This is a genomic window from Exiguobacterium aestuarii, from assembly GCF_020171655.1.
GTDB classification, from domain to species: Bacteria; Bacillota; Bacilli; order Exiguobacteriales; family Exiguobacteriaceae; genus Exiguobacterium; species Exiguobacterium aestuarii_A.
The window spans coordinates 1,969,243-1,988,916 of record NZ_JAIVAC010000001.1; the positions used below are offsets into that span (position 1 = coordinate 1,969,243).

General features: G+C 45.5%; 24 protein-coding genes. 17 read left to right on the plus strand and 7 right to left on the minus strand.

Translation table 11 applies throughout. The features are described 5' to 3' along the window. The first annotated feature begins 815 nt into the window (after positions 1-815). From LCM29_RS10230 to cas2, 9 genes are all read left to right on the plus strand, one after another. Complete coding sequence (locus tag LCM29_RS10230; RefSeq protein ID WP_224862523.1) at positions 816-1,031, plus strand: hypothetical protein; 216 nt, start codon at positions 816-818, stop codon at positions 1,029-1,031. 373 nt (positions 1,032-1,404) lie between these two features. Beyond that, positions 1,405-2,598: a WYL domain-containing protein gene (locus LCM29_RS10235; RefSeq protein ID WP_224862525.1), complete on the plus strand. Its 1,194-nt coding sequence runs from the start codon at positions 1,405-1,407 to the stop codon at positions 2,596-2,598. Then, positions 2,579-3,178 (plus strand): hypothetical protein, encoded by a 600-nt coding sequence (locus LCM29_RS10240; RefSeq protein WP_224862527.1) that lies wholly within the window; start codon positions 2,579-2,581, stop codon positions 3,176-3,178. The genes LCM29_RS10235 and LCM29_RS10240 overlap by 20 nt, the downstream gene beginning before the upstream one ends. 79 nt (positions 3,179-3,257) lie before the next feature. Then, positions 3,258-4,361, plus strand: a complete 1,104-nt coding sequence (locus LCM29_RS10245) for an ATP-binding protein (RefSeq protein WP_224862528.1) — start codon at positions 3,258-3,260, stop codon at positions 4,359-4,361. Beyond that, on the plus strand, positions 4,358-4,717 hold the full coding sequence (locus LCM29_RS10250) for a hypothetical protein (RefSeq protein WP_224862530.1): 360 nt from the start codon (positions 4,358-4,360) through the stop codon (positions 4,715-4,717). The genes LCM29_RS10245 and LCM29_RS10250 overlap by 4 nt, the downstream gene beginning before the upstream one ends. A gap of 121 nt (positions 4,718-4,838) precedes the next feature. After that, a complete protein-coding gene (locus tag LCM29_RS10255; protein WP_224862532.1) occupies positions 4,839-5,222 on the plus strand; it encodes a hypothetical protein in 384 nt (127 codons plus the stop codon). Position 5,223: 1 nt separating this feature from the next. Next, on the plus strand, positions 5,224-6,756 hold the full coding sequence (locus LCM29_RS10260; RefSeq protein ID WP_224862534.1) for a hypothetical protein: 1,533 nt from the start codon (positions 5,224-5,226) through the stop codon (positions 6,754-6,756). Then, positions 6,753-7,745, plus strand: a complete 993-nt coding sequence (cas1, locus tag LCM29_RS10265; protein WP_224862536.1) for a CRISPR-associated endonuclease Cas1 — start codon at positions 6,753-6,755, stop codon at positions 7,743-7,745. Before LCM29_RS10260 ends, cas1 begins: the two co-directional genes overlap by 4 nt. Continuing rightward, a complete protein-coding gene (gene cas2, locus LCM29_RS10270) occupies positions 7,742-8,005 on the plus strand; it encodes a CRISPR-associated endonuclease Cas2 (protein ID WP_224862538.1) in 264 nt (87 codons plus the stop codon). Before cas1 ends, cas2 begins: the two co-directional genes overlap by 4 nt. A gap of 43 nt (positions 8,006-8,048) precedes the next feature. On the opposite strand, the gene LCM29_RS10275 is transcribed toward cas2, so the two are convergent. Further along, positions 8,049-8,471 carry a hypothetical protein gene (locus tag LCM29_RS10275; protein ID WP_224862540.1) on the minus strand — a complete coding sequence of 141 codons (423 nt, stop codon included), beginning with the start codon at positions 8,469-8,471 and terminating at the stop codon, positions 8,049-8,051. 143 nt (positions 8,472-8,614) lie between these two features. Here LCM29_RS10275 and LCM29_RS10280 point away from each other — a divergent pair, with 143 nt between their 5' ends. Further along, positions 8,615-9,607: an MDR family oxidoreductase gene (locus LCM29_RS10280; protein ID WP_224862542.1), complete on the plus strand. Its 993-nt coding sequence runs from the start codon at positions 8,615-8,617 to the stop codon at positions 9,605-9,607. A 67-nt stretch (positions 9,608-9,674) separates the two neighbouring features. On the opposite strand, the gene LCM29_RS10285 is transcribed toward LCM29_RS10280, so the two are convergent. The 4 genes from LCM29_RS10285 to LCM29_RS10300 all read right to left on the minus strand — a co-directional run bounded on the left by LCM29_RS10285 (position 9,675) and on the right by LCM29_RS10300 (position 12,157). Beyond that, a complete protein-coding gene (locus LCM29_RS10285) occupies positions 9,675-10,019 on the minus strand; it encodes a general stress protein (RefSeq protein ID WP_224862544.1) in 345 nt (114 codons plus the stop codon). 96 nt (positions 10,020-10,115) lie between these two features. Further along, entirely contained in the window at positions 10,116-11,576 is a 1,461-nt protein-coding gene (locus tag LCM29_RS10290) for a UDP-N-acetylmuramoyl-L-alanyl-D-glutamate--2,6-diaminopimelate ligase (RefSeq protein WP_224862546.1), read from the minus strand. Between the two features lie 150 nt (positions 11,577-11,726). Beyond that, positions 11,727-11,927 (minus strand): hypothetical protein, encoded by a 201-nt coding sequence (locus tag LCM29_RS10295; protein WP_224862548.1) that lies wholly within the window; start codon positions 11,925-11,927, stop codon positions 11,727-11,729. Beyond that, positions 11,924-12,157, minus strand: coding sequence for a hypothetical protein (locus LCM29_RS10300; RefSeq protein ID WP_224862550.1), 234 nt, complete (start codon positions 12,155-12,157; stop codon positions 11,924-11,926). The genes LCM29_RS10295 and LCM29_RS10300 overlap by 4 nt, the downstream gene beginning before the upstream one ends. A 493-nt stretch (positions 12,158-12,650) precedes the next feature. Between LCM29_RS10300 and LCM29_RS15320 the strand changes: the two genes are divergently transcribed. After that, positions 12,651-12,956 carry a sigma factor gene (locus LCM29_RS15320; protein WP_224862552.1) on the plus strand — a complete coding sequence of 102 codons (306 nt, stop codon included), beginning with the start codon at positions 12,651-12,653 and terminating at the stop codon, positions 12,954-12,956. Here LCM29_RS15320 and LCM29_RS10310 read toward each other — a convergent pair. Then, entirely contained in the window at positions 12,902-13,702 is an 801-nt protein-coding gene (locus LCM29_RS10310) for an HAD family hydrolase (protein ID WP_224862554.1), read from the minus strand. The two genes, LCM29_RS15320 and LCM29_RS10310, sit on opposite strands and share 55 nt — an antisense overlap. A 62-nt stretch (positions 13,703-13,764) precedes the next feature. On the opposite strand from LCM29_RS10310, the gene LCM29_RS10315 reads away from it, so the two are divergent. From LCM29_RS10315 to LCM29_RS10335, 5 genes are all read left to right on the plus strand, one after another. Next, the gene (locus LCM29_RS10315; RefSeq protein ID WP_224862556.1) at positions 13,765-14,031 is read left to right on the plus strand and encodes a hypothetical protein; all 267 of its coding nucleotides are present in this window, start codon (positions 13,765-13,767) and stop codon (positions 14,029-14,031) included. Positions 14,032-14,100: 69 nt separating this feature from the next. Then, positions 14,101-14,661, plus strand: a complete 561-nt coding sequence (locus tag LCM29_RS10320; RefSeq protein WP_224862558.1) for an RNA polymerase sigma factor — start codon at positions 14,101-14,103, stop codon at positions 14,659-14,661. After that, positions 14,658-15,380 (plus strand): anti-sigma factor, encoded by a 723-nt coding sequence (locus LCM29_RS10325; protein ID WP_224862560.1) that lies wholly within the window; start codon positions 14,658-14,660, stop codon positions 15,378-15,380. Before LCM29_RS10320 ends, LCM29_RS10325 begins: the two co-directional genes overlap by 4 nt. Before the next feature lie 62 nt (positions 15,381-15,442). Beyond that, positions 15,443-16,348 carry a Gfo/Idh/MocA family protein gene (locus LCM29_RS10330; protein ID WP_224862562.1) on the plus strand — a complete coding sequence of 302 codons (906 nt, stop codon included), beginning with the start codon at positions 15,443-15,445 and terminating at the stop codon, positions 16,346-16,348. Between the two features lie 13 nt (positions 16,349-16,361). Continuing rightward, on the plus strand, positions 16,362-16,553 hold the full coding sequence (locus LCM29_RS10335; RefSeq protein WP_224862564.1) for a hypothetical protein: 192 nt from the start codon (positions 16,362-16,364) through the stop codon (positions 16,551-16,553). Positions 16,554-16,596: 43 nt separating this feature from the next. Here LCM29_RS10335 and LCM29_RS10340 read toward each other — a convergent pair whose 3' ends face one another. After that, positions 16,597-17,496 (minus strand): DMT family transporter, encoded by a 900-nt coding sequence (locus LCM29_RS10340; RefSeq protein WP_224862566.1) that lies wholly within the window; start codon positions 17,494-17,496, stop codon positions 16,597-16,599. Between the two features lie 325 nt (positions 17,497-17,821). Between LCM29_RS10340 and abc-f the strand changes: the two genes are divergently transcribed. Continuing rightward, positions 17,822-19,666, plus strand: coding sequence for a ribosomal protection-like ABC-F family protein (gene abc-f / locus LCM29_RS10345; RefSeq protein ID WP_224862568.1), 1,845 nt, complete (start codon positions 17,822-17,824; stop codon positions 19,664-19,666). Positions 19,667-19,674: the final 8 nt, after the last annotated feature.

The following is a 19,674-nucleotide window of genomic DNA, read 5'->3' on the forward strand; positions in this document are numbered from 1 at the left end:
ATCACTAGAATTTCAATTTCAGAATTGTTTAGCGTCTTTGAAATTACTCGAATATCAAAAGCTCTCATTACTCAAAACCTCGTAGAGATCATCATAGCGCACCAAAATAAACATTCACCTGGCAACACTTGCCACCAAAAGGTGGTCCATTATACTTCTGTTAAAACAATGACGCCAATGAGAAATCTCCCATCGGCGTCATGATTATGAAATGTATAAAATGAACATATTAGGTAAAATATTTTTATATATTGGTAAATCTTTAAGGGATGGTAATCTTGTAACCCTTATAAGAAACTACAGCGGACACTGGGAAAACAAAGGGACCATAGATAATGAAGAATGGACATGAACTGATTGGATCAAGTTTCAACCCATCTATATACATGTGCTGGAGATTTCAAGTGATTATGTAATCGTGCTATCTAAACATAAGAATACGAAATCGATTGACACACTGAAGTGTTGTAGTCAGATACAACTTGATGTAGCAACCGAAATAGTTACCAACCATTATGCTCACTTAGGCAACGTAGTGATTGATAGAACTGAAATAGAATAGGAGTAGTTTTCTATTTCTCAGGTGTCTAGTCTGTGGAATGTATATTTAAGAGTTATAACTGGCATACAGATAGGAATTTCAGATCAATCCGTACCAATCGTTTCACACTTCTCTAACAAGCATCTTAGATGGAACAATCCGGCAATTTGTTAAAATATCTACAAGAACTATCGAGTAGAATGCAGTATAACACAGCAATGTTTCTACATTTGATGACACATAGACCATAACTTTATAAAGTGAGGGATATAACATGACGAAGAAAGGAAAGGTCATTACGTTAACTAAGCGTACGGTTCCGCTTCAGACCCATAAATCTAGAGAGGGATTATCGTTAGGCACTCATACTAATATCGAGATGCACCAGGATGTCATGCATGAAGACTATGAGCGTTTAGTTCAGAGTCTAGGAGGTAAAATGCCCCCTGTACCAGATAAAGATATTATTGAGGAGGATAATTGTGAATAACTCTATTATGTGTCCTAAGTGTAGACACACTGATTCTGCTATCAGTTGGGATGCCAATACTAGATTGTGCTTAGGTCTTATAGACGATATAGAAGAGCATATCGAGAACCCCGAAGACCCTCGGTACCTACCTATTAATGGTGACCCTGAGTATATGGAAGAAATTAAGGCAGAATATAACTGCCCTATCTGTGGAGCAGAGGTAGCAGGCACAGACGTTATTCGTTCTAAATAAGCTAAGAGAAATCCTATATACGGAATCTCACTATTCGAACATACCATGATTATCACGCTCACAATCTGCAAATCCGTGTCCGGTTCCCCCCACTATAAGAAAGTAAAATTTCCTAAGGGGCATGAAAGGAAGAGGTTTATGCACCGTTTTCATAACCATTCTATGGAAGAACAATTGTTGCGATTACTGACCCTCTATCCAGGTCGACATACGCAATCGGAGTTAGCTCACTTACTTCAGGTTACTCCTAAGCGATTTGAAAAAATTTGGTCTCGACTTCTAACCCGCTACCAAACCCTTCATGGCGTTTCCTTAACTAATTACTTACAGGATGTTTCTAAAGATGGTCGCAAGCGCAAATACCGTATTATCCGAACCCCAATCTCTTTTCTCGGTACGCTGAACGGATATGACAAGACGATCAAACGGCAAGGTGGGATTCCTTACGAAGCTGAGCGGACGCTTTCGCTTTGGTATGCGCTTCAAGACCTCTCTCGTCCTGTTCATCTTGAAGAGTGGCTCAACGCGTACAGCGAACTTGATGAGCGAGGATTATCTCGAAAAGAAGCCACACCTCTCATCCAACAACTGATTTCACTCCAAGTCGTGTCCCAAACGGATAACGGATTATATCAAACCATTCCTCACCCGTTCGAACAATTAAGCCTTGCCGATCATATCGTTTACTATGTAACATCACTACATGCATCCACCACGACCTATTCACCAATTTCTCAATTTATGAGTGAATATTTCTCTACTCAAGCCATGTCATTTGTGTCTCTTCACGGGGTTCAAGAGCTGCCTTTGCTCACTGCTTCTAAACGGAGCATTTTACAAAAACTTGTACTCCAAGAAAAGAAATGTGCCATATTTACCTACCGACAGGCAGAGGTTGCACTGACCTGTCATATTCTCGATTTAGTAGAAGAACCATTGACGAAGCGTATATACGCTGTAACAAACCACCCAGGTGCTCGAAAAATCCGAATCGACCGAATTCGTCATATCGATATTTTACCGAGCGACTTCACATATCCATCCCCATCACAAAATACAACATCCATTCACCTTCGTTTTTTTAGTACAGACACGAAAAATCCTTGGATTCTCAATCGAGTCCGGCACGACATTCAACCACACCTACGCAACATGCATTTTTCTTCAGACGTTACAGAAGTATGGATTGAGACAGATGAACCTCGTCAGTATTTCCCTTGGGTACGTGCTTTTGGCAGTTCGTGCGAATGGGTTGCACCTCAAACCGAACGTACGCTGTTTTATCAACACTTATTAGAAATGAGGGAACGTTATGAATCCGCACCATCTTGATCGTGGTCGTGCCAGTTACCTAAACCAGCATGGATTGATTCCTATCACTCTCGAGATGCATGGGTGGTGGAGTAGTTACGTCGAAAATACGTTCACACGTGAAGAATTTCACTTACTCCATACTGTGGCAAATGCGATTACGGAGCAAACAACCATTGCGCTGACTCTCGTCTCCGGAGCTATCATTCATCTTATGCCAACCCATTTTTCAATTTATCCGACACGCGGCCGTTTGTATATATGCGGCAACCATCAACAAATCTTTATTGGTCATATCAATCACTGCTCAGTAGTCAGTCACTCTCATGAGACAGTTAATTCTTCCATCGAACGTCAAGAAGTAGTACTCACCTTGTTCCCAAAAGACTCTTTCGACCTCGAACGGATTGCATTCACGCTGCAGCCTTATTTGCATCGATTTCTCAGTGAAGACCTCGTGATTGTTTCTTTCCCGATAGAAGAACGTCCACAAATCTTGCGTATTTTGCGTGCACTAGGCTCTCGTGCCGTACCGAATGACGACAAGTTGCGTCAAGAAATCGTTGATTCCTTAATTGACTGGAGCGCGTTATACGAATAACCCCCCACTATTCTCCCTACACAACAACATGACCTCTTCTTATACTCAAGCTATATTCATTTAAGAGGAGGTCTTTTCTATGAACCCATTTAAACGCATGAGTCCTGAACACGATTTATCGATTCTTCGTCAGCCTGCATATTTACGGGCAGGAGAACTTACCTTAAAAGTCGAAAACGCCCCATTCTATATGCAAGACGATACTGCAAAACTTATGGACGAACCTATTTTGCATGATTTAGCGAGACAAATTCAACGTGTGATTCAACGAACCAAAACTTCTTTGTTAACACCTATTCCAATGATCACACTTCACGCCGAAACAACATCGGTCGAATCAAGTACAGATGAAAGACAAACACCGTCTTCAACCATCACTTTCACGAAGCCCAGAGTCTCACTTGATGACGTGGTCGTAGATCCGTTCGTCCGTGCCACTATCGATAACGCCTTATCTTATGAGCTTCATTGGAACACTACATTGAGAAATTGGGGTGTTCACGAAACCCTGAAGCGTCCTCGACCATTGGTACTCAATTTTTCAGGTGCACCTGGAACCGGAAAGTCGATGATGGCCGAAGCTATTGCATCCCATTTAAATCGTCCTCTTTGTCTCGTGAACTATGCCGAGCTTGAATCCAAATATGTTGGAGACACTCCGAAAAATATTACGGCACTGTTCGAACAAGCCCGTAAAAACAATGCAGTTCTTGTCTTCGACGAAGCGGACTCGATGCTTGGAAAACGTCTATCATCTTTAACTCAAGCCTCCGATCACGGGGTCAATTTATCACGCAGTGTCCTCTTGCTCGAATTAGAACGTCATGAAGGGGTCGTCATCTTCACAACGAATCGATACGAAAATTATGATTCCGCTTTTGAACGACGTATTTTCGCTCATGTTCCTTTTAGCTTACCGACTTTTGAATTGCGCCGCGATATTTGGAATCGTATGATGCCAGATACACTCCCTTCCGCCATTACTCTAGACGAACTCGCATTATATAGCGACATTAGTGGTGCAGACATTCAAGATATGTTCCTTCACGCCGCACTTCAGCTTGCAAACTCACACGATACCGCACTCACTAAAGATCATGTACAAACGGCCTACGACACGATTCAAGCTCGTCGCGCTACAACATCTCAATCACTCTCTATCCAGAAAGGAGAATCATCATGAGTCTACTGTTTTTACTAGGTTGGATATTAGTCGGTACCGTTGCTTCTGCCTTATTGATTCGCTATTGGGATACTGTCCGAGATTGGTTGAACACGACTGCAGCAGATTTCGTCGGTCGCTATCTTGGATATGATGCTCGCTCGCGAATGCAACAAGCGATCGTCATTGTTGATCGCTTCATGGGAAAAGTTCGTCAACGAACCACATTAATGACCTTAACGCCTGACGGAACAGCACTTGATGAAGTTGAAGTAGAGACGCTCTACCATGAACATGAAATTGATCAGGCGTTACTTCACGAATTATCGAACAGACGAAAAATTCAACAACGATTCGAGTATAAGGGTGACATGTGATGATCACCCTTATACTGCTCGGTGTGGTGGTCTTCTACTTTTTATCTGAACCGGAATCTCCTTCTCCACCTAAACCTTATAAAACAAGAATCGTATCCCACCATACAAAGAAGGTGAAAAAATGATTTTACTCATCCTGTTACTCGTGTTCATTGGAGTTGCGGTAACCGTTGGTGTATTGATTAGTCAAGACACATCTCCTCCACAAAAGCCAAATGTCAAAATCAAACATCGGCGCACTTCTTCACAAAATCCACTCGAAGAAATCGAAGCAATGTTGAAGAACGGGAATGAAAATCAAGCAATCGCACAACTCCAACTCATGATTCGTCAGGCAAATTCAATTCGCCAAGAGGCACACCTCACTTTGCAATTACTCGCAATCTACGATGCGCTCGGTCGATCGGATGGCCACCAAATCATTCAACAAGAAAGTGATCGACTGTGCCATTTGCTTTCACCTGCACAAAAGCAACAATGGATGTCCTATAAAGGAGGAGAGTGACATGAAGTGTCGCAAGATGATCCAACTAGCTCGTATGCGAAAAGAAGCAAAACGGCTAAAACGAGTTCCAGTCACTTCCCAAGGGGCTACATTCGCATTATTACATCAACCGACGCCTACCCCTTCTTTATTGGCCGCAGGGATACTAGGTGGTGGAATCGCAAATACACTTTATCAACTCACGCTTCAACCTGATCCGGTTGAAGCTCTACACATTTTCGAGCAGCGTTATCCAAAAGAATTCGAAAGTTTATCTTCAGTAGAGTGGCATGACAAGTTAGAAGCGATGAGCAATCGCGAAGATGTATTGATGGGCTATGTGAATGGGTATTCCGGCTATCAAGCCGAGACCGCCGCATTTCATCATTTAGAGCAAATGGGATATACACCGTATCGTCCTACTGACGTCAACCACCCTCATGCCGACCTTTATATTACTGAAGAATCTGGACAAATCATTCCAATTCAGGTCAAAACATATGCGAGTGAATCCCGATTCCTTGATGTTATCGAGGACAAACGTGAACATGTTCAACATTTCATGGTAAATGAAGAGCTTTACGAACAGTTGCAGCACTCGGGACAACTGAATTCTTTGGCACAAGAAGGGATTGTTGTTTGGAATGGAGAGTATTCGAATGAAATGTTGCGCAATGAGGCACTATCTTCTTTAGGTCAATTGCCAACGAGTGACGTCATTTCTGAAGCATTTCAAGATGGCGCACTCGTTTCTTTACCTATCTTATCGATCGCTGCCGCCACGTATCGAATCATTCAAATTCAACGAAATCATGAATTAAGTACATCAGAAAAAACAGGAGGTTCGGCAGGAGAGTTTGTAAAAGTCGGAACGCGAACCACAGGAGGTTGGATTGGTTTCACAGTGTCTAGTGGAATCGCTACCGCCCTCACCCTCCCATTCGCTCCCGGCGTCGGCTTAGTGGGAAGCATTTGGGGCATTGGCGTAGGGAATCGTATTGGAAAACGAGTTCAGTTGAATTGGCAGTATTCTCGTCTGATGAAGAGCTATCATCAAATCAACGAGTACATGGCGCAAGGTTTTCCCCCTTTCGTCAGACAATGGATTATTGAGCAAGCACTTCAAAGAGACACAGTAATCGAACGATTACATTCCGTAAAACGTGAACTGACATTGTATCGTGACGAACTCGATCCGACTCACCCGACAGAACCGACCATGCGTGCCATTTTACTAGAAGCATATGCTGACCATTTGACTCGTTATCTCGAGACACTTCCCGAGCAACTTATTTCAATGGAAAATGAGATTTTTTCTATGCTAAAGCGATTGCAACAACGTTCGCAGGCTATCGATTCACTACAGCTTCAAGGAGAATGGTTGGCTCAGCTAATGTTAGATATATATGAATATGTACCGAAATCGAGCTATCCGCTTCTCTCCGAGTATCTTCAAGCCGTGAAAAAGCATCCAAATCATCCATTTCGTCTGGCTTTTTCTCCCACTTCTGATTTATTAGATCGAGGCTATCGCCGACAAGGAGGATTGACGTGAAAGAACTTTACTTGACAAACTATGGTACACTTCGTGTCCAAGAAGAAACTTTATTATACGAGACAAAAGAATCCTCTCAACTGTTTCCAGTTATTGTCATAGAGTCCATTCACCTTTTAGCGAATGTTCATGTGACCCTCCCGGCAGTTCGATTATGCGCCGAACATAATATTTTATTGTTCTGGTACAATCAATATCATGAATCCATTGGCACATTCTCTCCCAACCATCCATCACGCTCCAACGAGACACTTCTTGCTCAGGCAGCAGTTTATTTAAATCCCGATATGCGATTGAAACTAGCAAAACATTTCGTACACGGTAGTCTTCAAGAAATGATTCATTTTTTAAAATTTAGTTCGGTACACCAACATCTCTTTCCCATCCACCTGCTAGAGTTAGAACGTCACAAAGTCGAGATTGATAGCGCAGAAACAGTCGATTCGTTATTGATTGTCGAAGCAAACTGTCGCAAACTATATTATCAGTACTGGAGAACGATCTATGCACATTCACCATTTCCTTTCTCTAAACGCTCTAAGCGCCCACCATTAGATGAGATAAATGCACTGACTAGTTGGGGAAATACATTACTTTATCAAAAAACACTACAAGAGATTCATAAATCGACTTTAGACCCAAGAATTAGTGTACTTCACAGTAGTCAACATCGCTCGTATTCGTTACACCTAGATGTAGCCGAATTGTTTAAACCTTTCACGGTTGATTGGTTCAATTTTTTGCTCGTGTTCGGTAATGTTTTCACATCTGCCGACTTTGTAAAAGATGACACACGATGCTATTTATCCTCGAGCGGAAAAGCAAGATATCTATCTGCTTGGAATATTCAATGGAAGTCAAAATATCCACTCGCTTCAACAGGTTCTGTTATTTTACAGCGCCATCTGATCTTAGAATTACAAAAACTCAAAAAGGCATTTACTCATCAACATGATTACACTCCATATACTGGTCCTTGGAAAATATGATTGTTCTGCTAACGTATGATGTGAAAAATACACGCTTAAAAGCGGTCAGACGAGTATGTATACGATACTTATCCGCTACGCAACGTTCTGTTTTTGAAGGTGTTCTGACTGAAAAACAGTATCTGATTTTATCGAACGAACTAAGAGATGTGATCGACCCTAGCTATGATGCCGTCACGCTATATCGAATCTATCCAGGACATTCCTACAAACGTGAAGATCTTGGCATCATCACGATTGCTTCTAGCATTCTTTCATGAAAAAACGTCTTTCCCATCTGAATGAGGGAAAGACGTTTTTGATTCAGTCTTCTTCGTATTCATCTAATAAATCGTCGACATCATATTCTTCAAAGTCTTCTTCGTCGATAAAGATATCGCGATCGTTCACAACGTGGATCGGGCCATTGGCCACATCGATACGAATCGTCCACGCCCAAGGAATGCGTAACCGGTTATAAACCCCTGTCCAGAACTCCATTGATTCTTGCTCATACTGTTCAAATTCTGTCAGGAGTTCTTTGAACGAAACACCCGTTAATTGGAAGTTTGAGTCTTGGAGCCGTTGGAGCGCATGATGTTTCGCTTCTAATTCGGCCGCTCGGACCATTTCTTCAGCGGTCGCCATCTCGAGGATTGTCCCATCTGGCGGGAGAATATCGTATACGTTGAACAATTCGCCTTCTTCTACTTCTACATCATCAAACTCATAGTCATCGTGCCGCATACTACATTCCTCCTTACGCAATTTGAATCTCCTTTATTGTACCACTCTCTACCCGATTCCCCCTAAAGATTCGTGCATATATTTTATTTCACTCGGGAATGAATGTTAGAGTGAGAACATCCATAGGAAAAGAGGTTATGCACATGAATGAGTCATTCCAAGCACTCGTGCTCGATCGGCACGATGAACACCTTCATGCCGAAGTAAAAGAAGTAAAGTCCGACGTCCTTCCAAAAGAAGAGGACGGGAATGTGTTAGTGGAAGTTCACTACTCCGCGTTGAATTATAAAGACGCACTCGGATTAACGTCATCAGGCAAAATCGTGAGCCATTACCCGTTTATTCCAGGATGCGAATTTGTCGGGAAAGTAGTCGAATCGGATCATCTGGATATTAAAGTCGGAGACGAAGTCATCGCCACCGGTTTCGGAATCGGAGAACGTCATTTCGGTGGCTTCAGTCAATACGCCCAAGTGCCCGGCAACTGGCTCGTCAAATTACCGAAAGGAATGAACATGCGGGATGCCATCGCCATAGGTACTCCAGGGCTCACAGCCATGTTATCGATTGATGCTCTTGAACATGCTGGCGTTCGACCTGGGGAAGAAGTGCTTGTCACGGGCGCGACAGGTGGCGTCGGAAGTTTCGCCATTACGTTACTCCGTCGTCTCGGCTATCATGTCGTCGCCTCGACAGGTAAAACGGATTCACCATACTTACGCTCACTCGGTGTCGAGACGATCATCGACCGAAGCGAATTAGAAGGACCTCCTCGTCCGCTGGCGAAACAGCGCTTCGATGCCGCCATCGATTCGGTCGGCGGAAACACCCTCGCCAACATTTTGAGTCAAACCCGATACGAAGGTGCTGTCGCTGCGTGTGGTCTCGTCGGTGGAGCCGACTTGCCGACGAGTGTCTATCCGTTCATCCTTCGTGGGGTGAAACTGATTGGAATCGACTCGGTGATGCAGCCGATGGCACGCCGTACGAACGCATGGGAACGTCTTGAGGAACTCATTGACACGAAAGTGTTGAATGACATGATTCACGAGATTCCGCTACACGACGTTCCACGTCACGCCGAAGCCATGATGCGCGGCGAATTGAGCGGTCGTACCGTTGTCCGCCTTCGTTAAATACATTAAAAGAGGCTGAATCGCGAGCGATTCAGCCTCTTTTCTCTCTATTCTCCATGGTGTGGAATTAGATGGTAAAACCAGCCGGTGCGTCTTTCACAACGACGAGCACTTTTCCTTGATCTAGTTTTTCTTCTAAGCGTTCCGACTCTTCTTTTGTGAAGCCGAGTTCCTGGAACTCTGCGCGAAGTTCGTCCCCTTTTTTGCGGAACACGTTTTTAGCGGCTGTCCCCAAGCCGATATCACTCGCAGAAACGGTGTTCGCATCCGCATTGTCCGCAACACGTTTACTCCGGTCATCGTCATGTGTGATGACGTAGATGTTGGATTCATCCACCCCATTTGATTTCATTGATTGAACGGCGGTAACGACTTCTTCATCATTTGTAAATTCTTTGTACAAAACTGACATGTCTATTCTCCTCCTTCAATTCTACTACACTAGTATGTATTACCTTCCTCGTCATTCTTCACACATTAAAAAACGATGACGTCTGTCATCGTTTTGTTAAACTGCAGGTTCCTGCCCTTTTCGTTTTTTCAATTCTTCTAATAAAATATCTGATTCGTTGAACGGTATCGAATGGCGACCAATCCGTTCAACATGATCATGTCCTTTACCGACAACAACGACACGCTTCCCATCTAACGCCTGCATTGCGGCATGACGAAGGGCATCCTCTCTCGCTTCAAATGTCACATACTTCGCGTTCGGCTGAATCCCTTTGACTAAATCGTCAATGATTTGTTTCGGGTCTTCCATACGAACATCATGCACAGTAACAATCACATCGTTTGAATATTGACTCGCGATCCGTCCCATATCTTGACGCTTCGTCGGGTCGCGGTCTCCTGCCGCACTTAAAACGACGACGAGAGAACCGTCGTCCTGTTTTAACGTGGATAAGCATTTCTCTAGACCGTCAGGGGTGTGTGCGTAATCAATATAGATTTCGGCATCTTCTGTATCGAGACGCTCGAGACGTCCTTTTGGCAACGTAAGACCTGGTACGTTCGAGACAATCGTCCGAAGTGCCATGTCGGAAGTCGAGACGAGTCCGATTGCCGCCGCCAAGTTCGCCGCATTGAAAGCACCCATAAATTGAACGGGTACTTCTAATTTGAACTCTTTCATCTTGACGAGTACCGTTTCTTCCCGCCAGATCACTTGGATGTCGGCCGCCACTTCTTCTGTCGTGCTATACATGATGACTCGACGTGTCGGTGCAAATTCAGCCATAACCCGACTTGCTTCGTCTTCCGCGTTTAACACAATCGCATCGCCATTCGTCACTTCGACCTGTTCAAACAATCGCGCTTTTGCCCGGGCGTATTCATCCATCGATCGATGATAGTCCAAATGATCATGCGTCAAATTCGTAAATGCAGCCGCATGAAAGTGAATACCAGCAACGCGCCCTTCCATTAAGGCATGGGAAGATACTTCAAGGACGCAATCTGTGACACCTGCATCGACCATGTCCGCTAAAATGCGATGTAAGACGACGGCTTCCGGAGTCGTGTTGGCCGTTTCAATCTTTTGATTATGAAAACGCGCACCAATCGTACTCACAATTCCGGCACGGAGTCCGGACAGGCGCAATAAATCATATGTCAACGTCGCTGTCGTTGTTTTTCCATTCGTTCCTGTCACACCATATATACGCATCCGATGAGACGGATAATCATAAAAAGTACTTGCTACCGCTCCTGCTGTCTGTTTCGTATCGGCAACAACCACATTCGGTACATCGAGATCGAGTGGATATTCTGAGATGACTGCACTCGCACCATTAGCCACGGCGTCTTCCGCAAACTTATGTCCGTCAACCGTGTAGCCACGAATGCAAATAAAGACATTCCCTGAACTGACCTTTCTGGAATCCGTTTCGACTCCGGTCACCCATGGATCAAGCTTCATGTCATCCATCTCATTTTGTAAAATGGCGGATAAACGTTTCGTTCTCATGCTGTGTACGTCCTTTCTCATGGGTGTCGCTAGGTGTATAAACCTTATCGTCATGTTACTAGATTTTAACGGCAATTGAGATGACAAATATATTACTTCCCGTTTTCAATGAAAAGCAATCACTTCACGAAAAAAACCTAGACGTTTCATTCACGTACTAGGTTCCTCTCTTTTGAATGTTAGATGATGTTTGGTTAACTCGTTTTGTAGGACGTGGATGGCATTTGGTCCAACGCCATGCCAACTCTCTACTTCACGACGCGTGTAGAGAGATAAGTCATCTAAGGAATCGACGCCTTTTGACGTCAAAGCTCTTCGGGCTGGTGCAGCCAATTTCGGTAAGGCAATCATCCAATCTCCACCTTCCGCTTTCTAAATCGTTCGTTAATGGGAAGACAGGCAAGCACTTGTTCGATTCGAAACGTTCGTTTCGCTCGTTTATTCAAATCCCACGCCACAACATATTCTCCTTGCACTTTGAGCAACTTGACCCGTCGTTTTGAAAATATTCCATATCGATCCACATACACCATTTCTGTGACCACGCCCGAACGCATCCATCGCAACAATTCTTCTCTCATCCTGTTTCCCCTCCTTTACTCTCATTATACAGAACATTTGTTCTTATTTCTATCGATAAGCTGTTCGCTTATGTAAATTTCGATTATGATGAAGAAAATATAACAAGAAAGGAAAGTAGATCATGACATATGTTTTATTACTGATTCTAGCGGTCTTTTTATTCGGCGCGATGATTTTCGCCGCACTGGCATTACCCAACCTTCGCAACATTTTATTCAATCGCGGCACCCTGTTCAATCAACAGAGTGAAACCGTCACTTGCCCGAAGTGCAAAACGTCATTTAAACGCGCGCCGGGAGATGCGCAGACGTGTCCAAATTGTTATCACACGTTTTGAATCGTTGAGGGGTATTGCATATTCGACCGCTATTTTTCATATTCCTTGGTTTGAATGAGAGCAAATGAGTGAAAGAACAGAAAGGATGCTTTATCTAAGTAAAGTTCCTTGTTTTTTCACTGTTGAACCTTCATTTCATACGAAAGGAGTTGCATATGCTTCCTACACTCGACGAGCGCCTAATCGATCAAATTCGTTTAAAAAATCGACAAGCCCTAGAACACTTATATGCCCGTTATGAAAACTTACTCTATCGATATGCGCTTCATCTAAATAACCATCCCGCGACTGCTGAGGCAGCTTTGACGGACTTATTTTGTCACGTCTGGCAACAACGTCTCAACTTCGAACCCCATAAAGAAACCGTTCGCGCGACTCTTATGCGTTCGTTAGAACACATCATGCATCATATGAACGAAGAAACTTCCGCCTCCAGTATTTCTAAAATTCCTTCCGCATAGGGATTTTTTGTCACCTTTGAATGCAATTGCTTCGCCTGTTCGGTCGCGTTGTTCACTAAATATCCGTTCCCGACATATGCTAGCATGCCAATGTCGTTCCCACTGTCGCCAAAAGCGTACGTATCTTCTCGTGAAAAGGAAGCAGTGGCGTTTACATATTCCAAGCTTGATACTTTCCCCGCATGCTTCGGATAAAAATCAACATCGAACGCATCGACCGGGTCACCTGCGTTCGGATTGCATCGACTGATGTTGACTGCGATGCCGGCTGAATCTGTCAGCATCCGAATCGTTTCTCTCCATGAACCGACTTGGTCGCAGGCATAGTAACTTCGAATCCAAGGACTCATCCCATTCCCCGGCTGTTCATCTAATTGAATACGCATCTGTCCAGTCTGTGACACGATGCGTTCCACACGTGATGCAAAATCGCTCGGAAATAGTTCTTGATAGACCTTGTCCTCAACGAACGTTCCGTCCGTCTCGATTCGATATAATTCTGTGCCTAGACTTGAGGCGATCCGATGAGGCCAATAGCGAAGATTCGCTCGTTTTACTTTTTCGTGTAACGACGCAAGCGAGCTACCCGTCACCCACATCGTCGACACGTTTGACGAATGTCGTTCCAAAAAATCCTCGAGCCGACGGACGGAAGCTAGTTGGTCATCAGAACACGCATGTGGAAAGTAGGTCTCATCAAAATCAAAACAAACAAGTATACGCCCTTCATCTGTGAATCGTTTCATTCTATCGTCTCCTTATCGTTTTCCCTTTCCTGTATAGTACAATGAAACGGAGGAGGGATCTTATGATTCAACGTATCGCTCAAATCTATTGCCAAATAAGTAGCCTGATGACGGGGTTGATCATCGTTCTCGCTTTCCTATTTGGCATTCGATCGTATTTCTTTTGGACAACGGTCAGTTCTCCCTTGGTCGCCATCGGCTTGATGCTCGTGACAGCGGTCGGGTTAAGTGTGATGACCTATACGCTCTCAGAGAAATTACGATTGTTCATTTATACGAAACTTCCAATCCCATCATCTACATGTTCAATAAATAGTCACACAAAATAGTCATCCATTTTTCTGTTTTGTACGTTAGATCAATACAAGGGACATCCCTTCTGCGCAAAGGAGTATGTTATGACTGACTTAGAATTATACGAGCGTGTCCGGCAAAAGGACAAAGAAGCGCTCGAAATATTGTATGATCGGTATGAGCGAATTTTATACGCTTTTGTCCTACAGCTGACAAAGGATCGTGATTTAGCCGAAGAAGCCATGCAAGAAGTATTTATCAAGTTGTGGCGTGGCGGTGGCGTCTACGATGAGTCGAAAGGCAAGTTCAGATCGTGGCTCTTTACGATGAGCCGTCACGTAGCCATCGACTTGATCCGAAAGCGGAAACCTGATTTACAACTAGACGAATCGTACGCCGAAGCCATTCCTTCTGATTCACCATCCGTTGAAAAGGAAGTGGAGTGGCAAGAAGAACGCGCTCAAATCGAGACGGCCATGGCGACACTGCCGGCCGAACAACAGCAAGTCGTCCGACTCATGTACTTCCAAGGGCTCAGTCAGCAAAAGATTGCTGATGCATGTGGTATCCCGCTTGGTACAGTGAAAGGAAGGATTCGACTGGCGCTGAAGCAACTGAGGAAACAGTTATCCCATGAATTCATCGGAAAGGAGGTAGAACAATGAACGCATGCGACCAATTGATTGACTATTTCAACCAACATCTATCGGAAGATGAACGAGAGAAATTCGAACAACACTTAGCATCGTGTAAAGATTGTCAAGAAGAGCTCGAGCAACTCGAAGCACTTGTCGGTGGCGTCGCGTTCTTGTCTACTCCGATTGAACCACCCCGAGGCATGAAAGCACGTGTCCTCGATCGTGTATTCGAAGAAGAAGACAACGAACCCGTCACATCGCCCGTGACATCCGAATCCGCTCCACCCGTCACACCTTTCAAACAGAAACGAGAACGAAACGTACCTGTTTGGGGAATGGTTGCGCTCGCGGCGGCGCTCCTGCTCTCTTTGATCGGAAACGGGTATCTGCTCACCAATCAACCCGATTCACCTGGCATCGCATTGACCGAAACCATTCCACTTGAAGGTGAGTCTGAAGGAACTGCTTATCTTGCAGAACAGGATGGTACAACACAATTGATTGTTCAAACGAACGGATTAGCTTCACTTGACGACAATGAAGTGTACCAAGTGTGGCTGTTAAAAGATAATGCCCCAATCCCGACTGGTGCCTTCGTCACAGACGATAAGGGTAACGGGACGGTCATCTATACGCTCGACTCGGATGAAGTCGACGTCGACTGGGATACAGTCGCCGTCACAAAAGAACCGAATCGTGGCAACGAGACACCCGAAGGCGAAATCGTCTTAAGTGCCAGCCTTTAACCTTAACCGGACACATATACTGTCCGGTTTTTTTGTTATGATGGACCAAAGGAGTGAATGGGATGCAAAAACCTAAAATCGGGATCGTCGGACTCGGAAACATCGCCCAAAAAGCGTATTTACCGATTCTCGCGAACCACCCCCTCATTGATGTAATCGGTGCATTTTCTCCGAACACATCGAAGCGGGAAAAGATTTGCCGAACGTATCGGATGACCTCGTTCGACACGTTGGAGGAACTCGCCTCATCGGTCGATGCGGCATTCGTACATAGTTCGACTGAAACCCATTATGACGTCGTCGCGTATTTACTAGAACGCGGGGTCGACGTTTACGTGGATAAGCCCCTCGCCGCAACATTGGATGAGGCGGAACAACTCGTCGAACTAGCCGAACGACTCGGCCGCAAATTGATGGTCGGGTTCAATCGACGTTTTGCCCCGATGTATAGACGTCTCCAACAAGAATCACCTTCACGTATGATCGATGTGGTGAAACATCGGGAGAACGATGTTGGTCCACAGGATGCGATGTTCACCCTACTCGACGATTATTTGCATGTCGTTGATACGTTACGCTTCCTCGCCGGAAACGAGCTTCGACTCATCTCGGGTCAACTCGAGGTCAATGACAAGCAAGAACTTCGCTTCGCCCGTCATGTGTGGCAAGACGAGCATGGGATGCATACGACATCGATGCATCGCTCGGCCGGAGCAAACCATGAGCACGTCTCCATCGTCCGTGATGGAGAGCGACTATCCGTCGACGAGATGGTCACACTACATCGCTTCAAAGATGGACAACATGAAATAGAAACGTTCGGATCGTGGGACCCGACACTCACCCAACGTGGTTTCCAAGGGGCGATTGACCACTTCATTTCAGCGCTCATCGATAATACACCGATTCAAACAGGCGGTCGCGTTGCGCTAGAGACGCAGCGACTTGTCATAAAATGTTTTGAGTAAAGGAGGGAAACACATGGATTTCTTTTTCTACGTCATGGTCATGGTAATCGTCGTTTCGTCGGTCGGTGCCAATACGATTATCAAAACGAGAGAAGCTCGTGTCGAAGAGCGTCGCCTAAAAATTGAAGAAGAGAAGCTCGCCATCCAACGTCTTCAACTCGAAATGAAACGCGAACAAGACAAGCTCGAGCATCATGGATTTTAATAAAAACGGTCGCCCTCTAAACATGAGGGCGACCGTTTTGTCGTCAAAGATTTCGTTCTGAAATGGGCAGTTGTTGTCGCCGTTCCGCGAGCGTCGACCACGTCACGGCCGTCATGATACAACCGGCACCGATAAAGAAATTCAGATGAAGCGTCTCATTCAAGATGAGCCATCCGAGCGTCCCTCCAACCAAAGGCTGGAAGAAGAAAAAGAGTGACCCGACACTCGCATCCATCAACTCAAGCCCTTTGTTCCAAAAGAAGAACGCCCCTGCCGTCGATACGACACCGATATATAGGACACTGAGCCAAAGGACACCATTCAATTCTGGAAAGCCGTTTTGCATGACCTCCATACTCATCAAAGGGGTCATCAACAACCAGGCGACTCCAATCGCAAACGTCGTCAGTGTCAACGTCGATAAGGTCTGTGTTCCGATTTTCACGTAAATGGACATGAGCGCCCACGTCACGGCGGCTAATACGAGTATAAAACTGCCTACTCGATACGTCCCTTCCCCTTCCCAACCGACCACAATGAGAACACCCACCGTCGCCAGTCCGAGCGCACCTACTTTGACAGGGGTCAATCGCTCCTTCAATAGGATTCGAGCGAATAAGACCATGAACGCTGGCGTCGCTGCGGTCACGAGGGATCCGGTATGCGCATCCGATAGCTTCGTTCCGATAAATTGAAACGAAATCGAAGCGACGTACCCGATGACACCGACGAGTCCAATCCATTTCCAATCTGTCCGTCGAATCCGCTCCCGTCCAAACCGAAGCCAGACGGCGAATAGGACGGTAAATGCAACGGCGTATCGTAACCATACAAACGTGAACGGTTCAATATAAGCGAGCGCATATTTACTGACCACATACATCCCGCCCCATATACTCGCCGCAAGTGTCAAACTGAGTGCTCCGAGCCATTCTTTCCTCATGCTTTCGCCTCCTCAATGGCGACTATATACGACGTTCTTGCGTCCATTTCCTTTATTTTCATTGTCAGTCGTAAGAAAAACGCTTACAATCAAGACATAGATGAATGAAAGGAGGGAGAAAGGTGAAATTTGTCGGACGTACGCATTGGACAACTGAACATTTGTACATTTTGCGTGCGATTTTTCACGATGTCGCTTAATCAAGGGACCCGTCTGTCCTTTTTTAGACATTGCTGAATATACGACAAAGCGCCTCTCTCTCTAAACCGAGCGCTTCTTTGCGCTCGGTTTTTTTGATAGGCCCTGATCTCAGGAGGAACCTATTATGTTAATCGATTTACAACACATTCAAAAACAATACGGCGGGCACGCCGTTCTCACAGATGCGAACTTAATGATCAATGAACGCGAACGAGTCGGACTCGTCGGTCGGAACGGCAGCGGTAAAACGACACTACTACGCATGATCGTCGGCTCTGAAGAGCATGACGCCGGAACGATTTACCGTCGGCAACGACTCTCCATCGGCTATTTGGTCCAGCTTCCCGACTATCCCGGACACAGTGGACGCGATGTCCTTCAGACCGCCTTCGAGGAAGTCCTTCGCCTTCGCGAGAAGATGTCTCGCCTCGAACAAGAGATGGCGACGACCGAACAGCTCGAACGTCTTCTCGAAACATACGGGACGATCCAAGCGCAATTCGAACATGCGGGCGGCTACGTCTACGAGTCAAAAATCAGTGCGATGATTGACGGATTGAAGCTGACCTCATTCGTGGACCAACCGTTCGATACGTTGAGCGGCGGGGAACGTACAAAAATCGGTCTCGCCTTGGCGCTTCTTCAAAAGCCAGAGCTACTCATTTTGGACGAACCGACGAACCATCTGGATTTAGAAGCGATGACGTGGCTCGAATCCTATTTACAGGATTACGATTCAGCGCTCCTCATCGTCTCCCATGACCGTGTCTTCTTGGATGCGGTCGCCACGCGAATCGTCGAGTGTGAAGACGGCGAATTGACGAGTTATCCTGGAAACTATACTGATTTCGTCGCCCAAAAAGAAAAACAATTGCTCGATCAGTTCCATGCCTATACCGAGCAACAAAAGAAGATTAAAAAGATGAAAGAAACGATTCGGCAGTTACGGCAATGGGCCAACGAAGGCCATCCACCGAATGAAAAGTTCTATCGTCGCGCCAAATCGATGGAAAAGGCTCTCGAACGAATCGAGCGGATCAAGAAACCACAACTCGAAGCCGACCAACCGAACATCCACTTCACAACGAACGGACGAACGGGACGTGACGTCTTCGAAGTAAGTGACGTGACACTCGCCTATGGTCGCCCTCTATTTGAAGACGTGCATTTTTACACGGGGCATGGAGAACGCGTCGCCATCGTCGGACCGAACGGGAGCGGGAAGTCTTCGTTGTTAAAGATATTGCTCGGTCAAGTCGTGCCGCAAGCCGGAACCGTAAAGCGAGCTGACCAAGCCAAAATCGGTTATCTATCACAACACATCATCTTCGATGAGTCGCATCGGTTGATTGAAGCGTTCCGAGACCGAATCGCGGTCGATGAAGGAAAAGCGAGACATCTCCTTGCTCAGTTTTTGTTCTATGGTCCGAGTGTATTTAAACCTGTCTCAAATTTAAGCGGCGGGGAGAAGATGCGCCTCATGCTTGCGATTCTCGTCCATGAAGAAATCAATGTCCTCGTCTTAGACGAGCCGACGAACCACCTTGATATCGAATCGAGAGAGGCACTTGAAGAAGCGCTCGAACGTTTCCCCGGAACGGTCGTTACCGTCTCCCATGATCGCTACTTCTTAAATAAATTGTTTCCCATCACGTATTGGCTCGACGGGACGATGACGCGGTTTGAAGGCAACGTCGCCTATGCCCTCGACAAACGTGGACAGGAATCGAAAGAGGAACCTAAAACGGAACACGTTAAACCATCGAAATCGGTGAAGCAGACGAAATCTACTCCTTCTACGATTGATGAAGAAGCTCACCTGACCCGATTAGAGGCAGAACATCAGGCACTGCTCCAACGAATGAATGAATTGGATGACCTCGATGAATTGATGGTGCTACAACGACAAGTTGATGCACTGCAAATCGAAATCGATGACGTGATGACACGTTTACTCGAATCCCTATAAAGAGAAGC

What these genes read in the sequence shown, in the direction of transcription:
- LCM29_RS10230 (WP_224862523.1), top strand. Translation starts at nt 816, where the DNA reads ATGACGAAGAAAGGAAAGGTCATTACGTTAACTAAGCGTACGGTTCCG.
- LCM29_RS10235 (WP_224862525.1), top strand. Translation starts at nt 1,405, where the DNA reads ATGCACCGTTTTCATAACCATTCTATGGAAGAACAATTGTTGCGATTA.
- LCM29_RS10240 (WP_224862527.1), top strand. Translation starts at nt 2,579, where the DNA reads ATGAATCCGCACCATCTTGATCGTGGTCGTGCCAGTTACCTAAACCAG.
- LCM29_RS10245 (WP_224862528.1), top strand. Translation starts at nt 3,258, where the DNA reads ATGAACCCATTTAAACGCATGAGTCCTGAACACGATTTATCGATTCTT.
- LCM29_RS10250 (WP_224862530.1), top strand. Translation starts at nt 4,358, where the DNA reads ATGAGTCTACTGTTTTTACTAGGTTGGATATTAGTCGGTACCGTTGCT.
- LCM29_RS10255 (WP_224862532.1), top strand. Translation starts at nt 4,839, where the DNA reads ATGATTTTACTCATCCTGTTACTCGTGTTCATTGGAGTTGCGGTAACC.
- LCM29_RS10260 (WP_224862534.1), top strand. Translation starts at nt 5,224, where the DNA reads ATGAAGTGTCGCAAGATGATCCAACTAGCTCGTATGCGAAAAGAAGCA.
- cas2 (WP_224862538.1), top strand. Translation starts at nt 7,742, where the DNA reads ATGATTGTTCTGCTAACGTATGATGTGAAAAATACACGCTTAAAAGCG.
- LCM29_RS10275 (WP_224862540.1), bottom strand. Translation starts at nt 8,471, where the DNA reads ATGCGGCACGATGACTATGAGTTTGATGATGTAGAAGTAGAAGAAGGC.
- LCM29_RS10280 (WP_224862542.1), top strand. Translation starts at nt 8,615, where the DNA reads ATGAATGAGTCATTCCAAGCACTCGTGCTCGATCGGCACGATGAACAC.
- LCM29_RS10285 (WP_224862544.1), bottom strand. Translation starts at nt 10,019, where the DNA reads ATGTCAGTTTTGTACAAAGAATTTACAAATGATGAAGAAGTCGTTACC.
- LCM29_RS10290 (WP_224862546.1), bottom strand. Translation starts at nt 11,576, where the DNA reads ATGAGAACGAAACGTTTATCCGCCATTTTACAAAATGAGATGGATGAC.
- LCM29_RS10295 (WP_224862548.1), bottom strand. Translation starts at nt 11,927, where the DNA reads ATGATTGCCTTACCGAAATTGGCTGCACCAGCCCGAAGAGCTTTGACG.
- LCM29_RS10300 (WP_224862550.1), bottom strand. Translation starts at nt 12,157, where the DNA reads ATGAGAGAAGAATTGTTGCGATGGATGCGTTCGGGCGTGGTCACAGAA.
- LCM29_RS15320 (WP_224862552.1), top strand. Translation starts at nt 12,651, where the DNA reads ATGCTTCCTACACTCGACGAGCGCCTAATCGATCAAATTCGTTTAAAA.
- LCM29_RS10310 (WP_224862554.1), bottom strand. Translation starts at nt 13,702, where the DNA reads ATGAAACGATTCACAGATGAAGGGCGTATACTTGTTTGTTTTGATTTT.
- LCM29_RS10315 (WP_224862556.1), top strand. Translation starts at nt 13,765, where the DNA reads ATGATTCAACGTATCGCTCAAATCTATTGCCAAATAAGTAGCCTGATG.
- LCM29_RS10320 (WP_224862558.1), top strand. Translation starts at nt 14,101, where the DNA reads ATGACTGACTTAGAATTATACGAGCGTGTCCGGCAAAAGGACAAAGAA.
- LCM29_RS10325 (WP_224862560.1), top strand. Translation starts at nt 14,658, where the DNA reads ATGAACGCATGCGACCAATTGATTGACTATTTCAACCAACATCTATCG.
- LCM29_RS10330 (WP_224862562.1), top strand. Translation starts at nt 15,443, where the DNA reads ATGCAAAAACCTAAAATCGGGATCGTCGGACTCGGAAACATCGCCCAA.
- LCM29_RS10335 (WP_224862564.1), top strand. Translation starts at nt 16,362, where the DNA reads ATGGATTTCTTTTTCTACGTCATGGTCATGGTAATCGTCGTTTCGTCG.
- LCM29_RS10340 (WP_224862566.1), bottom strand. Translation starts at nt 17,496, where the DNA reads ATGAGGAAAGAATGGCTCGGAGCACTCAGTTTGACACTTGCGGCGAGT.
- abc-f (WP_224862568.1), top strand. Translation starts at nt 17,822, where the DNA reads ATGTTAATCGATTTACAACACATTCAAAAACAATACGGCGGGCACGCC.